The sequence below is a fragment of the Corallococcus macrosporus genome, from assembly GCF_017302985.1.
Taxonomy (GTDB): Bacteria; Myxococcota; Myxococcia; order Myxococcales; family Myxococcaceae; genus Corallococcus; species Corallococcus macrosporus_A.
The window spans coordinates 101,771-114,906 of the sequence record NZ_JAFIMU010000004.1; the positions used below are offsets into that span (position 1 = coordinate 101,771).

Sequence of the window (13,136 nt, forward strand, 5' to 3'; positions counted from 1 at the left end):
CCCTTCGATGAGCCAACGCTTCCGCATCGATGGCGCCACGCGGCTGGTCCCCGAGGACCGGTCCGGCATCCCCGCGCTCGCGGGACGCTCGGGGACGTACGCGCTGATGCCCACCGCGCCCGACCTGCTCGTCTTCTCCCGCACGCCGCCGGAAGGGGGCTCCATCCCCACGCCGCGCGTGGTGCTCTCCGGGGACGCGGGCGGCTTCCCGCTGTCCGACCTCATCGCGTTCCTCAGCCAGTCCCGCTGGAGCGGCGTCATCCGCGTGCACACGCCGGGCGGCGAGCGCTCCCTGACGCTGCGCGAGGGCGAGGTGCGCGGCGCCACCTCCGAGGAGCCCGCGGACCGGCTGGGCGAGGTGCTGGTGCGGCTGGGCTACGCGGACCGCGCGCAGGTGGAGGCGGTGCTGCGCGAGCAGTCGCCGTCGAAGCTGGGCCGGGCGCTGGTGGAGAAGGGCGTGCTCCAGGCGCACGACCTCTTCAAGTGCGTCACCCACCAAGTGAGCGAGATCTTCCACGCCATCGTGCTGTGCCGCGAGGGGGCGTTCTTCCTCATCGACCAGCCGCTGGATGAGAAGACGGGCCACTCACTCCAGCTGTCCACGCAGAGCCTGCTGATGGACAGCATCCGGAAGATCGACGAGATGGCGCACTTCCGGAAGCGCATCCCCCACGGCCGGCTGTACGTGGCGCGCAAGCGTCCGTCCGACGGCAAGCTGGAGGAGGACGAGGACCGCGTGCTGGCGATGCTGGACGGGCGGCGCACGGTGCTGGAGCTGGGGCACGCGGCGCGGCTGTCCGAGTTCGACGTCACGAAGGTCGTCTTCCGCCTGCTGGAGGGCGGCTTCGCGGGGCTGACGGACAAGCCCGTGGGCGCTCCCGCCGCCGTCGCGACGCCGGAGAAGGCGGCCACGCCTCGCGCCACGCGTCCGCCGGTGCGCGCGGCGCCTCCGGTGGATGCCCGCCCCGTGGCGCGCGTCTTCAACTTCATCTTCCGGGAGATCCGCGACGAGGTGGCCCGCTCCGGCATGGACCGCGAGTTCATCGCGGCGGCCAACGCGGCGCTGGCCAACCAGGCGCTGTCGTCGTCGCCGGTGCTGGAGGGGCTGGCGTTCGCCGCGGACGGCAGCCTGCCGGAAGGCCGGTTGATGGAGGCCTTCGACAAGCACCGCGCCCACCTGGGCAGTGAGCCGCTGGCCTCGTTCCGCCAAGCGCTGAGCGACGTGATGTTCTTCCTGCTGTTCCAGGCGGGAGAGCTGCTGGAGTCGCGCGCGGACGAGGACCTGGCCCGCCGGGTGAAGGAACTCCTGGCCACGCTCGAGGCGCCGTGACGGACACCGGCTTCCCGAGGCTGACCGCGGGCGTGCCCGGGTGCGGTGGCGCGTTCAAGCTCACGCCCGAGGACTTCGAGGTGGAGGAGCTGCCCGCGTACCTGCCGTCCGGCGAGGGCACGCACCTGTACCTCTGGGTGGAGAAGCGCGGCCGGGACACGCGTGAAGTCGTGCGCGCGCTGGCGTCCGCGCTGGGCGTGCGCGAGGACGACATCGGCTCGGCGGGGATGAAGGACCGGCAGGCCGTGACGCGGCAGTGGCTGTCCGTGCCCGCGAACGCGGAAGCGCGCGTGCCGGAGTTCGCGCTCGACGGCGTCCGCGCGCTGGAGGTGAAGCGGCACGGCAACAAGCTGCGCACCGGCCACCTCAAGGGAAACCGCTTCACGCTGCGGCTGCGCGGCGTGAAGGACCTGGGCGCTGCGCGCGAGTCCTTCTCGCGGCTGTCCGCGCAGGGCGTGCCCAACTACTTCGGAGAGCAGCGCTTCGGACGGGCCGGTGACAACGCGGACCTGGGCCGGATGCTGCTGCTGGGACAGCGGCTGCCGAAGCGGCCGGACCGCTTCCAGCGCAAGCTGTACCTGTCCGCCTTCCAGTCGCGCCTCTTCAACCAGGCGCTGGCCGCGCGGCTCGAGGCGGGCACCTTCGCCACGGCGCTCCTGGGCGACGTGCTGCGCAAGGAGGAGACGGGCGGCCTCTTCGTGTGCGAGGCGCCGGACGTGGACGGCCCTCGCGTCGCCGCGTTCGAGGTGAGCCCCGCGGGCCCCATGTTCGGTCCGAAGATGACCGCGTCGAAGGGCGAGGTAGCGGAGGCCGAGGCCCGGCTGCTCACCGACGCGGGTGTCACGCTGAGCGACTTCCAGCGCGGCGGCGACGAGACGGAGGGCACCCGCCGTCCGTACCGCGTGCGGCTGGGTGCTCCGGACCTCACGGTGGACGGCGAGGACGCGCTGCTCACGTTCGAGCTGCCGCGCGGCGCCTACGCCACCGAAGTGCTGCACGAGCTGCTCAAGGACGGCTGAGCATCACCCCCTGAAACGACCGCGCCTCCCTGAGCGTGAAGCCCGGGGAGGCGCGTAGCGGAACCGCTTGTCCCGCTCCGTCTTGGGCGGAGCGGGTGGGGCGTCACGTCACTGCCGGATGACGTTGAACTCCGTGCGGCGGTTGAGCGCGCGGCCCGCCTTCGTGTTGTTCGGCGCCACGGGCTTCGTCTCGCCGAAGCCCACGGCCTCCATGCGGCCGGGGTCGATGCCGCGCTTGAGCAGCTGCGCCATCACCGCGTCCGCGCGCTTCTGGGACAGCTTCAGGTTGGCCGTGTCGTTGCCCATCGAGTCGGTGTGGCCCTCGATGCGCATCTTGCGGATCCACGGCGCGTCCTTCAGCGCCTGCGCCACTTCATCCAGGATGGTGGTGCTCTGCTTGCCGATGATCTTCGCGGAGCCGGTGCCGAAGAGGATCTGCTTCTTGATCTCAATCCGGTCCTTCTTGACGATGACCATCTTGTACTGCTTGGCGCACCCGCGCTCCTCCTTCACGCCCGGGTCGTCAGGGCACGCATCCAGGCGGTCCACGATGCCGTCGCTGTCGCGGTCCGGATCCGGGCAGCCGCCGTTCTCCTGCGGGCCGGACTCATTCGGGCACTTGTCCTGCGCGTCGGGCACGCCGTCGCTGTCGTTGTCCAGGTCCGGGCAGCCGTCGTCGTCCTGGAAGCCGTCCTTGTCCTCGGGCTCGTCCGGGCACTTGTCCTTGTCGTCGTTGAGCCCGTCGCCGTCCTTGTCCACGATGGGGCAGCCCAGGTTCTGGAGCGGACCCGCGTCGTTGGGGCACTTGTCCGTGCCGTCCACGATGCCGTCCAGGTCGTTGTCCATCTCCGGGCAGCCGTCGTCGTCCTGGAAGCCGTCCTTGTCCTCCGGCTGATCCGGGCACTTGTCGGCGTTGTCGAGCACGCCGTCGCCGTCGCGGTCCTTGGGGGCCTCCGGCGGGCAGCCGTTGTTCTCCGCCACGCCGGGGATGAGCGGGCACTTGTCCGCCGCGTCCAGCACGCCGTCGCCGTCGTTGTCCGTGTCCGGGCAGCCGTCCTGGTCCTGGAAGCCGTCCACGTCCTCGGCCTGCTCGGGGCAGGGGTCGTCCTTGTCGAGCACGCCGTCGCCGTCGCTGTCCGTCTCCTCGATGCTCACCACCACCTGCTGCTGGGGCTGGGCGGGCTGCTGAGGCTGGTCCGGCTGCTGCGGCGTCTCCGGACGGTCGCGCACCAGCACCTGGCGCGGGCCGCAGTTCTTGGACAGCTCCAGGGCGCGCTTCACCGCGGAGTCGGCGTCGCGCACGTGCTGGGCGGCACGCGAGCTGTTGCCCTGGCTGAGCTCTCCGCGGGCGAAGTCGAGGTTGGCCTCCGCGGCGGCCAGCTCCGCGGGGGCGCAACGCAGGGCGCCGCCCCGGCGGGCGCGCTCCACGTCGGCGGTGAGGACCTCGGTGTCAGCGCGGATCTTGTTGCCGCTGACGCAGGCGAGGGAGGTCAACAGCAGGGTGAAAAGCGCGGACTGGGTCAGACGCTTCATCGGGGAGCGCTCGGGCGTCACGGGTTCTGGGGGCGGCCCTGGGAGTCGCCGCTGTTGGCCGCGGACATGGCCTTCTCCCGCGCCTCGTTGGCGAAGCGCGAGGCCTTCACGGCGAAGTCCACACCGGCCTGGTAGTCCGAATAGCCGACCTCCTCCCGCGCCTTCTGCAGGTAGAGGTTGGCGGCCGTCCACTCGTAGGGGGCTTCCTTCTCCGCCCCGGCGGTGCGCGCGGCCTGGATCTGCACCTCCGCGTCGAGGATGTTGGACGTGGACTTCACGGGGCCACATGCGGTCAGCACGCCCGCGAACGCCAACAGGAGCGACTGCTTCGTCATCACAGGGGCCTCGGTCGACAGAGCGGAGGGAGACTGGTCGGCGGTCGTATCAATCGCCTCCGGGGGGGTCAAGAATCGGGCGGTTGGCGTGAAGCAGGGAGCCGGGCGGGAGGGGTGGACTTTGACGGCGGCGGCCGTGCTTGCCACCATGGGCGCCCCTGTGCGTCCTCCGTCCGTCCGTGCCCTGCTCGTCGTGCTGCTGTTGCCCCTGACCGGCCTCGCCGGGCCGGGGTCCGCGTCCAAGAAGGCCCAGAGCCGCGCGGAGGCGGACACCGTCCTCGCCCAGGTGGCCAACGGCGCCCCCGTCCCCACCGCCACCTCGCGCCTGCGCTTCCTGCGGGAGGAGGCCTACGCGGCCGAGGAGATTGGCCCGCTCCTGCGCACCACCTACGAGGAGCGCACCCGCCGCAACCTCGTGGCGCTCCTGGCGTCGCTGGGCGCGCGCACCGGGGAGTCCACGCTGGTGAAGCTGGCGTCGGACGGTGACAGCACCGTGCGCATGTACGCGGCGCAGGGCCTGGCCCGGCTGGGCAGCCGCAACACCGGCGCCGTGCTGCCGCTCCTCCAGGACAAGAGCAGCGGCGTGCGCCGCGAGGCCGCGCGGGCCCTGGGCGCGTCCAAAAACCCCAAGATGGGCAAGCCGCTGATGGCCGCCGCCAAGGACGAGCCGGAGCTGGAGGTCCGCGCGGCGATGCTGGAGGCCGCGGGCGCCACCGGGGACGCGAAGCAGAAGGCCGCGCTCAAGGCGTACCTGGACAGCGACTCGGAGAGCACGCGCTTCGCCGCGGCCCGGGGCCTGTGCCGGCTGGGCGCTCCGGAGGGCTTCGCCTACGCGCAGAAGCTTTTGGGCAACAGCGACAAGTTCGTGCGCCGCCAGGGGCTGGTGCTCTTCGAGGGCGTGCCGGCCAAGAAGGCAAGCCCCGTGCTGTCGCCGCTCCTGAAGGACGCGGACCGCACCGTGGCCGCCACCGCCGCGCGCGTGCTGTACCAGGGCGGCGATGCCGCGTCGCTGGACTGGCTGGTGCTCGCGTCGTGGAACGCGAAGGGGGAGGAGAAGCTCGTGTACGAGAAGGAGCTGGAGACGCTCCAGCTCGCGGATGACCGGCGCAAGGCCATCCTGCGCAAGGCCGGGGTGACGCCGTGAGCCTGTGGGGTATCTGCGCGCTCGCGCTCCTGTCCCAGACTCCGGCGGCTCCTCCCGTGCGGGAGAATGGCTGGAGCGCGCTTACCCCTGAGCAGCGCGCGGCCCTCATCGCGGACCAGGCCGAGTCCCCGCTGTCCGAGCGCCTGCTGGGCATGAGCGAGAAGTTCCTCAACACGCCCTACGTCCTGTCGCCGCTGGGCGAAGGGCAGGGCGTGGACCCGGACCCCACCTTCCGCCTGGACGCGGTGGACTGCCTCACCTTCGTGGAGGAGACGCTGGCGCTGGGCATGGCGCACGGCGAGCCGGAGGTGCCGGCGCTGCTGGAGCGGATCCGCTACGCGAGCACGCCCACCTACGAGGACCGCAACCACCTGATGGAAGCGCAGTGGCTGCCCAACAACATCAAGAAGGGCCTGCTGGTGGACGTGACGCGCAAGTACGCGAAGGCGGACACCGTCACGGTCACCAAGACGCTCACCGCGCACACCTGGCAGTCCAGGTCGTCCATGGCGCTGCAGCTGCCCCGCGAGCGTCAGCCCGTGGGCACCTTCACCCTGGACATGATTCCGCTGGAGAAGGTGCTGGAGCACGCGCGCGGCGTGGCGTCCGGCACCATCCTGGTGGTGATGCGGGAGGACCTGCCGCTCAAGGCCACGCGCATCACGCACCTGGGCTTCGTGGTGCAGAAGAAGAAGCGCACGTACCTGCGGCACGCGTCCAGGGGCGGCTACAACCGCGTCGTGGACGAGGACCTGGAGACGTTCCTCGCCCGCAACGCGCGCTACGACAAGTGGCGGGTGACGGGCGTGAGCCTCTTCGAGGCCCGCCGTCCGCCTCCCGCGCTCGTGTCCCAACCCGCGGCCGCGCCGGGCAGCGCCGCCGTGGGCACGCCCTGACTCAGGGGATTCGCTAGAGGGGCGGAGGCGCGCTGCTGTCCATGGCCGCCTGGCGCGCCCGCTCGTCCTCCAGCTCCTCTTCCTCCGCCGCGCGGCTGGCCTCGTCCGCGGAGGCGAGCGCCTGGACCTTCACGTCCTCCAGGAGGGCGGCGGCCCGGGCCTGGGCGGTGTCCGGCACCAGCAGCTCCCACCAGGGCAGCAGGTTGCCCGTGGTCAGCTCGTCCACCACGCCCGAGCGGCCGGGGCGCACGATGAGCGGGATGCGGTTCTCCTCCAGCACGTCCACGAAGACCTGGGCCGTCACGGGGTCGTCCGCGATGCCCGCCCTGACGAAGCGGCGTTGATCCAGCTCATGGGGCAGGGGCAGCCCGCGCTCGCTCATCTCCTCCGCCGACACGAGCGGAGGGTGGTTGGGGCAATCCGTGCAGTCCACGACACTGTCCTGATACTCCGAGCCACACCGTGCGCAGTACCTCATGGGGCCCTCCTGGGCGATGGCTGGAATGTTAGGAACGGCTCGCGCGGATGGCAGGCGACCCCCCGCGCGAATTTCCCTCAGTGCCGGGCCGCGTCTCCCAGCTCGCCCACCATGCGGCTCAGGCGCTCCACGTCGATGGGCTTGCGCAACACGGCGTCGCAGTAGTCCGCGTTCTCCACCTGGGCATAGCCGGACACGAGGACGACACGGGCATTGGGCTCGCGCTCCTTCACCTGCTGCGCCAGCTCCGTGCCATTCATTCCGGGCAGGGATTCGTCCGTCACCACGACGTCGGGGTGCGTGGCCTCGAACGCCTTCAGTCCCGCCACGCCGTCGGACGCGGTGGTGACCTCGAAGTCGTCCTCCAAGAGCTCCGCCAGGAGCTCCCGGCTGTCCCCGTCGTCCTCCACCAGCAGCACCTTGATTCGCTCGCCGTCCATGCGACTAGAGCAACCCGGTGCGACGGGGGATTCGTCCAACGCGTCCCTGGCGCATTGACGTCCGGCCGGCTGCTTCGGGGGAGGGCAGGCGGGAAGGCTTGCGACAGCCCCTCACGGGCGGGCGGGGGACTGCCCATGTTTGTGCCCGGAGGTGATTCCATGAAGGTGCTGTTGCGTGGAGTGCATCTGGGGCTGAACGACAACCTGAAGCAGTACGTGGACACCCATCTGGTGGCCCACATTGAACGGTTCGCCGAGGACGAGGCGTCGGAGATCGACATCGCGCTCGTGGACATCAACGGGCCCAAGGGAGGCGTGGACAAGGAGTGCCGGGTGACGGTGCGCATGCCTGGATTGGAAGCGGTGCACGTGACGGAGACGTCGGAGACGCTGTACCAGGCCATCGACGCAACGCGTGATCGCCTGGAGAAGGCCATCAAGCGCGCGGTGGAGCGCCGGCGCCAGGGCATGGGCAACAGCGGCATGCCGTTCGACCTGAACGCGGACGCGACGAACTACTAGGCGTCCGGCCGTACCGCGGTGTGATGGAGAAAACGAAGGGCCCGGGAATTCCGGATGCCAGCCAGGCATCCGGCCCCCGGGTTCCTTCGGGCCAGTTCCTTGCTGGGGTCAAGAGGTGGACGCTATAAGCGGACCCCTCACCCTTGGGCTAAAGGACGGCGATGGTCCGCCTCAAGTTCCTGCTGTTCGCACTCCTGGTCCTCGGACTGGGCCTCGCTCACCTTCCGATGCTGTCGGCGCCCCAGCGTGCGCGCGCGGTGGATGGTGCGGCGCTCCAGGCCGCTTCGGGCACCGGCGAGGTCGCGCGTCGCGTGGATGCGCGCCGCGCCGAAGTCCAATCCCTGGCGCTGAAGCTGGCCGGCAGTCCCCAGGTGGCCGCCGCCGTGAACGCGCTGAGCCCCGCGCCCGCGGCGAAGTCCCCGCGTGACCGCGGCTCCAGCCGTGACGCGGAGGAGACGGCCGGGCTGCTGCCGCTCACCGCCGAGCGCTTCGGCGCGCTGCGCACCGCCGCGGAGGCCGGGCTGCCCAAGGAGCTCCAGGGCGCGGTGGTGGCGGTGGTGGCCGGCGACGCGAGCTTCCATGCGCGCGCGGGCGCCGAGCCCTCTTCGGACACCGCGGCGCTGGACGTCGCGGCGCTCGCCAAGGCGGGCACGTCCGTGGTGGACGCCTTCGGGGCGCCGCACGTGTTCGCGTCCGTGCCGCTCGCGTGGAGCGGTGAGGGTACGCCCGCCCCGGCGGTGACGCTGGTGGTGGGCGCGCCGCTCGCCGCCGACGCCGCGCTGCAGGGTGCGCTGGAGGCTTCCGGCGCGGCCGCGGTGGGCCTGGTGCAGGGCGACAAGGTGGTGGGTGGCGTGGGCGCGGAGAAGGCGCGGCTGGATGGCGCGCTGCCCCGCCTGAGCGCCGGTGCGAAGGACACGGTGCTGGAGACGGGTTCGCTCCAGGCGCTGGGCCCGGTGCAGCTGCCCGCCTTCACCCACGGCGACGCGATGGGCGGCCAGGCGCCGCTGTTCGTGGGCTCCCGCCAGGCGCTGACGGGCACGCCGTATGAAGTCGTGGTCCTCGCGGGCACGGCGGCGACGCTGGCCCCGCTGGCCGCATACCAGAGCACCGCGCTGCTCGCGCTCGCGGGCCTGTTCGTGCTGAGCCTCGTGTGGACGGCGCTGATGGGCGGCGGCAAGAAGGCCTCCGACGAGGAGACCGTGTCGGGCGGCTCGGACACGCTGGGCTGGTCCGCGGCGCTCGCCGCGCAGCAGTCGGCTCCGGCCGCGCAGCCCGTGGCCACCTCGCCGCCGGCTCCGGCCGCCGTGGTGCCCGCGGCGGATCCGTTCGGTTCGAGCGCGCACGCGGAGCCCCTGTCCAACCCGTTTGGTTCGAGCGCTCCCGCGGAGCCGCTGTCCAACCCGTTCGCTTCCGCCGCGCCGCCGGCTGCGGATCCGTTCGGGGGCGCGGATGCGTTCCCGTTCCCCGGGTCGCCGGCTCCGGCCGCGGATCCGTTCGCGATGCCGCCTCCGGCCGCCGCGCCGATGGCGGATCCGTTCGCGATGCCGTCTCCGCAGGCCGCGGCTCCCCACCCGTTCGGTGCGCCTCCGGCCGCCGCGCCGATGGCGGATCCGTTCGCCGGGGCGGAGTCGTTCCCGTTCCCGTCGCCGCCCGCGGCCTACCCGCCGCCGGCCGCGGAGCCGTTCACGCCGCCTCCGGCGTACGCGCAGGGCGGAGCGATGCCCTTCGAGCACCCGGCCCCGGAGCCCATCGCCCCGGCCGCGCCGCGTGCCGGCGCGTTCGCCTTCGAGGATCAGCCCACGGCGGCGTACTCGCTCCAGCAGGCGGCCAATCCGTTCGCGCTGGCGGCGGCGCAGACCTCGGATCCGGAGTCCCCGGAGACGACGCGCGTGGCGGCGATTCCGCGCGAGCTGCTCCAGGCCAGCACCCGGCCCACGTCGGAGGCCATCCCGATGCCGCCCCCGCGCTCCAACGTGCCGCAGGCGGTGCCGCTGCCCATGCCGGGCGTCAACAGCGCGGCGGCGGTGGCCCTGTCGGAGGAGCAGCACTTCCAGGACGTCTTCCGCGAGTTCGTCACCACGCGCGAGCGCTGCGGTGAGCAGGCGGATGGCCTGACGTACGACAAGTTCGTGCAGAAGCTGCGCAAGAACAAGGAGCAGCTCGTCACGAAGTACGCGTGCAAGACGGTGCGCTTCCAGGTCTACGTGAAGGAGGGCAAGGCCGCCCTCAAGGCGACGCCCGTCAAGGACTGACATCCCCTGCCGCCACCGTGCGGTGCCCGAAGGCCCGGGACCTCCTCGTGAGGTGCCGGGCCTTCTTGCCTGCGGGGGTGGTTCCGGTCAGCTCGCGCGGGGGAGCACGACGCTGAAGCGGGCGCCCTGGCCCGGCTCTCCGCCGACCTCCAGCCGGCCGCCGTGCTCCTGGAGGATGCGCGCGGCGATGGCGAGCCCCAGGCCGGTGCCGCCGTCCTTGGTGGTGAAGTAGGGCTCGAAGATGCGGGCGCGGTGCTCCAGGGGGATGCCGGGGCCTTCGTCCTCCACCTCGACGATGGCGTCCGCGTCGGTGCCCTTCACGCGCACGCGCAGCGCGCCGCCCCTGCCCGTCATCGCTTCTTCCGCGTTCTTCACCAGGTTGACGAGCACCTGCGTGAGCTGGTCGCGGTCCGCGCGGGCCACCACGCCCGTCTGGAGCGCGGGTTGCAACTGGATGCCTTCGGGCGGCGCGGCGTACAGCGACAGGACGCTCTGGGCCAGCTCGCTCAGGTCCACCGGCGCGAGCTGGGGCTTGGGCAGGCGCGCGAAGCGGCTGAACTCGTCCACGATGCGCCGGAGCCGCTCCACCTCTTCCAGCACCACGCCCGCGCTCTCCTTGAAGAGGGTGGGGAAGCTGGGGTGGCGCGCCTCGTGGGCGGCCATCAGCGTCTCCAGCGACATGCGGATGGGCGTGAGGGGGTTCTTGATTTCGTGCGCCAGCCGCCGCGCGACCTCCTGCCACGCGGCGATGCGCTCGGTGGCCATCAGGCGCTCGGTGGTGTTCTTCAGCTCGGACGTCATGTGGTTGAACGTCCGGACCAGCTCGCCCACCTCGCCGGTGGCGCGGGCCGTCACCTGGACGTCCAGCGCGCCTTCGGCCACGCGGCGGGCGCCGGAGGTGAGGGCCTCCACGGGCCGCGTCATCCAGCGCGACACGAGCATGCCCAGCAGCGCGGCGAAGGCCAGGCCCAGGCCCGCGAGGAGGAGGAACGCGCGCATGACGCCCTCTTCCGCTTCACGCGCGGCGGCTCGGCTGAAGGTGAGGCGCACGGAGGCGGCGTTGCCCAGGGGCAGCACCTGCTCCACGGTGGGCGGGGCCGCGCTGCCGGCGTGCGCGACCTGGGTGTCACCGGACAGGAGCGTGACGTCGGATTGCGTGAGGCGGGCCAGGTGCTGGGCCAGGCCGTCATCCAGCACCACGCCGCCCACGGCCCACAGGCGCACGTCGCCGTAGTCCACGGGGCGCGCGGTGACGAGCGCGGGGACCTGGCGCAGGCCCGCGTCGCCGCGAACGTCCACGCGCACGGGGACGGGCTTGGGGGACTTCTCCTTGGTCACGGCGAAGAGGACGGGGTCCGGGTCTCCGCGCCGGGCGGGCAGGTGGCCGGAGGACAGCACGGTGCCGTTGCGGTCGAAGAGGGCGAGCACGGTGAGGCCTCGGCTCTTCATCAGGCCCTCGGCGGTGTTGGCCTGGATGGCGCGCAGGGGGGCCGAGCGCGCTTCGCGCACGAGGTCCTCCATGGCGGGGCTCTCCACCAGCTCCTCGACGGCGCGGCGCGCGTTGGCGGCGGAGCGCTCCAGGGACTCCTGCGCGGAGGTGGTGGCGGCCGTCATGCGCGCGTCCAGCTCGCGCGACAGCGTCTCGCGAAGGCGCGTCAGCGTGAGGGGAACGACGATCGCCAGCGGCACCAGCGCGAGCAGGGCGAACGCGAGCGCGAGCCGGGTCCTCAGCCGCATGCGGGCCGGTCCTTCCTGGGGGCCGTTTGATGCGCGTGGGCCGCGTTCATTGCCGCCCTCCGCCACCTGACGCCTCGACGGGCGCGAGCCAGGCGCCTTCGAGCACCGGCAGGCCCTGGGCATCCAGCATCAGCCCCGTCACCTCCGGCGCCGCGCGCAGGGCGAGGCCCTGGGCGTACAGCGGGATGAGGGGCACGGAAGGGGCGAGCGCCAGGGCCCGTTCGCGGCTTCGCGCGTCGCGGGCTCCGGCGTCCGTGAGCGCTCCAATGGGAGGCAGCTCCACGCCGAGCAGGTCCCTGCGGCCGCCGGCTTCCAGCACCACCGCCAGCGCAGGGCCGGGGACGGGCGGCAGGAGGAACGCGCTGAGCATCAGCTCGAAGTCGCCCCGGGCCTGACGGCTGCGCAGCGCGGCGCGCGACTGGGGCTCCAGCGCGACGGTGTAGCCCTGGTCGTGCAGCTTCACCTGGATGCGTTCGGCCACGGCGCGCTGATCCGCGAGCGCGGCGTCATAGGCGAGCGTCACCTTGCGCGTCGCACCCGCCGGGGGAGTGCCGGGGCGGGCCTTGGAGGCCTGGGGCATCAGCGCGGGCGGCAGCAGGTTCGCCATGGGCACGGCGGGCCCCTTCACGAACAGGCGCGTGAGGTCCTCGCGGTCGATGGCGCTCTCCACGGCCTGACGGAAGTCCGCGGGCACCTTCCGGGGCGAATACGCCAGATAGGTCGCGTACAGCGCGGCGCCCGTGAGCGTGTCGTTGTCCGGAGGGATGCCCAGCTCCACCTGCACCTGCCGGGCGGACCACAGCCGGGTGAGGCCCCGTTCATCCGTGGCGGTAAGCGCCAGCCGGTCCAGGTAGGGCCGGCCCTCGGGCCACGCGACCTGGGCCTCCAGCACGCCCCGGCCCGCGGCGCTGAACGGACCGGACGCAGGCGATGGCGGCGTCGCGAGGGCAGGGTGACACAGCGAGCGTTCCAGGTCGGGCCAGGGGAAGGCCAACGCCAGGTCCAGCGTGGCGCCCGAGGCCGTCACCTGCCGGCCCTCGCCACGCAGTGGATACAGCAGTGCGCGGTAAGGAGACGGTGACTCCGGGGACGACAGCCGCGTCCATGCGCGGGCCAGGGCAGTGGCACTGGCGGCGGAAGGCATGGCCACGCGCAGGGCCTGCGGCACGGGCCGTGACAGCTCACGCGACAGCGTCGGGCGCACCTGTCCGCCAGTCTCCGCGCGACACACGGGCCGCGTCAGCAGCCCCAGCAGCGCGGCCTCCATGGGCGTGTCAGCAAGCGCGGGCTCGCCGATTTCAGGTGGGCCCGCATGGGCCACCCGCAGCTCACCGCCGTAACGAGGACGGCTGGCCGCCAACGCGGGCACGGAGGAAAGAAGAACAAGGCTCGCGAGGGCGGAACGGATCATCACGGTGCCCTCCTGGCGCAAGCGGAACGGCTTGTCTGT

At 72.4% G+C, this 13,136-nt stretch carries 12 protein-coding genes; 6 read left to right on the plus strand and 6 right to left on the minus strand.

The genetic code is table 11. The annotated features are described in order from the left end of the window. Positions 1-7: 7 nt before the first annotated feature. Together JYK02_RS05895 and truD are read left to right on the plus strand one after the other, a co-directional pair. Positions 8-1,330, plus strand: coding sequence for a DUF4388 domain-containing protein (locus JYK02_RS05895; RefSeq protein WP_207049271.1), 1,323 nt, complete (start codon positions 8-10; stop codon positions 1,328-1,330). Then, positions 1,327-2,349, plus strand: a complete 1,023-nt coding sequence (gene truD / locus JYK02_RS05900) for a tRNA pseudouridine(13) synthase TruD (RefSeq protein WP_207049273.1) — start codon at positions 1,327-1,329, stop codon at positions 2,347-2,349. The genes JYK02_RS05895 and truD overlap by 4 nt, the downstream gene beginning before the upstream one ends. A gap of 108 nt (positions 2,350-2,457) precedes the next feature. Here the strand turns inward: truD and JYK02_RS05905 are convergent, their stop codons facing one another. Beyond that, a complete protein-coding gene (locus tag JYK02_RS05905) occupies positions 2,458-3,882 on the minus strand; it encodes an OmpA family protein (RefSeq protein ID WP_207049275.1) in 1,425 nt (474 codons plus the stop codon). 17 nt (positions 3,883-3,899) lie between these two features. Further along, the gene (locus JYK02_RS05910) at positions 3,900-4,217 is read right to left on the minus strand and encodes a DUF4398 domain-containing protein (protein ID WP_043321207.1); all 318 of its coding nucleotides are present in this window, start codon (positions 4,215-4,217) and stop codon (positions 3,900-3,902) included. 160 nt (positions 4,218-4,377) lie between these two features. On the opposite strand from JYK02_RS05910, the gene JYK02_RS05915 reads away from it, so the two are divergent. Then, positions 4,378-5,361, plus strand: a complete 984-nt coding sequence (locus tag JYK02_RS05915) for a HEAT repeat domain-containing protein (protein WP_347402437.1) — start codon at positions 4,378-4,380, stop codon at positions 5,359-5,361. Beyond that, positions 5,358-6,257 (plus strand): N-acetylmuramoyl-L-alanine amidase-like domain-containing protein, encoded by a 900-nt coding sequence (locus JYK02_RS05920; protein WP_207049280.1) that lies wholly within the window; start codon positions 5,358-5,360, stop codon positions 6,255-6,257. Before JYK02_RS05915 ends, JYK02_RS05920 begins: the two co-directional genes overlap by 4 nt. 13 nt (positions 6,258-6,270) lie before the next feature. Here JYK02_RS05920 and JYK02_RS05925 read toward each other — a convergent pair whose 3' ends face one another. Both JYK02_RS05925 and JYK02_RS05930 read right to left on the minus strand, forming a co-directional pair. After that, positions 6,271-6,735: a hypothetical protein gene (locus JYK02_RS05925; protein WP_207049282.1), complete on the minus strand. Its 465-nt coding sequence runs from the start codon at positions 6,733-6,735 to the stop codon at positions 6,271-6,273. Positions 6,736-6,812: 77 nt separating this feature from the next. Then, positions 6,813-7,175 (minus strand): response regulator, encoded by a 363-nt coding sequence (locus JYK02_RS05930; protein WP_207049295.1) that lies wholly within the window; start codon positions 7,173-7,175, stop codon positions 6,813-6,815. Positions 7,176-7,334: 159 nt separating this feature from the next. On the opposite strand from JYK02_RS05930, the gene hpf reads away from it, so the two are divergent. Both hpf and JYK02_RS05940 read left to right on the plus strand, forming a co-directional pair. Next, positions 7,335-7,697, plus strand: coding sequence for a ribosome hibernation-promoting factor, HPF/YfiA family (gene hpf / locus JYK02_RS05935; protein WP_207049304.1), 363 nt, complete (start codon positions 7,335-7,337; stop codon positions 7,695-7,697). Between the two features lie 161 nt (positions 7,698-7,858). Beyond that, positions 7,859-9,949 (plus strand): MXAN_5187 family protein, encoded by a 2,091-nt coding sequence (locus JYK02_RS05940; RefSeq protein ID WP_207049306.1) that lies wholly within the window; start codon positions 7,859-7,861, stop codon positions 9,947-9,949. 87 nt (positions 9,950-10,036) lie between these two features. Here the strand turns inward: JYK02_RS05940 and JYK02_RS05945 are convergent, their stop codons facing one another. Together JYK02_RS05945 and JYK02_RS05950 are read right to left on the minus strand one after the other, a co-directional pair. After that, positions 10,037-11,686, minus strand: a complete 1,650-nt coding sequence (locus JYK02_RS05945) for an ATP-binding protein (protein WP_207049307.1) — start codon at positions 11,684-11,686, stop codon at positions 10,037-10,039. Between the two features lie 46 nt (positions 11,687-11,732). Further along, complete coding sequence (locus tag JYK02_RS05950) at positions 11,733-13,097, minus strand: ABC transporter substrate-binding protein (protein WP_242588470.1); 1,365 nt, start codon at positions 13,095-13,097, stop codon at positions 11,733-11,735. Positions 13,098-13,136 lie beyond the last annotated feature (39 nt).

Bases quoted from the DNA above. Each gene is read 5' to 3' on its own strand.
- JYK02_RS05945 (WP_207049307.1), bottom strand. From the start codon at position 11,686: ATGCGGCTGAGGACCCGGCTCGCGCTCGCGTTCGCCCTGCTCGCGCTG.
- JYK02_RS05925 (WP_207049282.1), bottom strand. From the start codon at position 6,735: ATGAGGTACTGCGCACGGTGTGGCTCGGAGTATCAGGACAGTGTCGTG.
- JYK02_RS05905 (WP_207049275.1), bottom strand. From the start codon at position 3,882: ATGAAGCGTCTGACCCAGTCCGCGCTTTTCACCCTGCTGTTGACCTCC.
- hpf (WP_207049304.1), top strand. From the start codon at position 7,335: ATGAAGGTGCTGTTGCGTGGAGTGCATCTGGGGCTGAACGACAACCTG.
- JYK02_RS05895 (WP_207049271.1), top strand. From the start codon at position 8: ATGAGCCAACGCTTCCGCATCGATGGCGCCACGCGGCTGGTCCCCGAG.
- JYK02_RS05930 (WP_207049295.1), bottom strand. From the start codon at position 7,175: ATGGACGGCGAGCGAATCAAGGTGCTGCTGGTGGAGGACGACGGGGAC.
- JYK02_RS05940 (WP_207049306.1), top strand. From the start codon at position 7,859: ATGGTCCGCCTCAAGTTCCTGCTGTTCGCACTCCTGGTCCTCGGACTG.
- JYK02_RS05910 (WP_043321207.1), bottom strand. From the start codon at position 4,217: ATGACGAAGCAGTCGCTCCTGTTGGCGTTCGCGGGCGTGCTGACCGCA.
- JYK02_RS05950 (WP_242588470.1), bottom strand. From the start codon at position 13,097: ATGATCCGTTCCGCCCTCGCGAGCCTTGTTCTTCTTTCCTCCGTGCCC.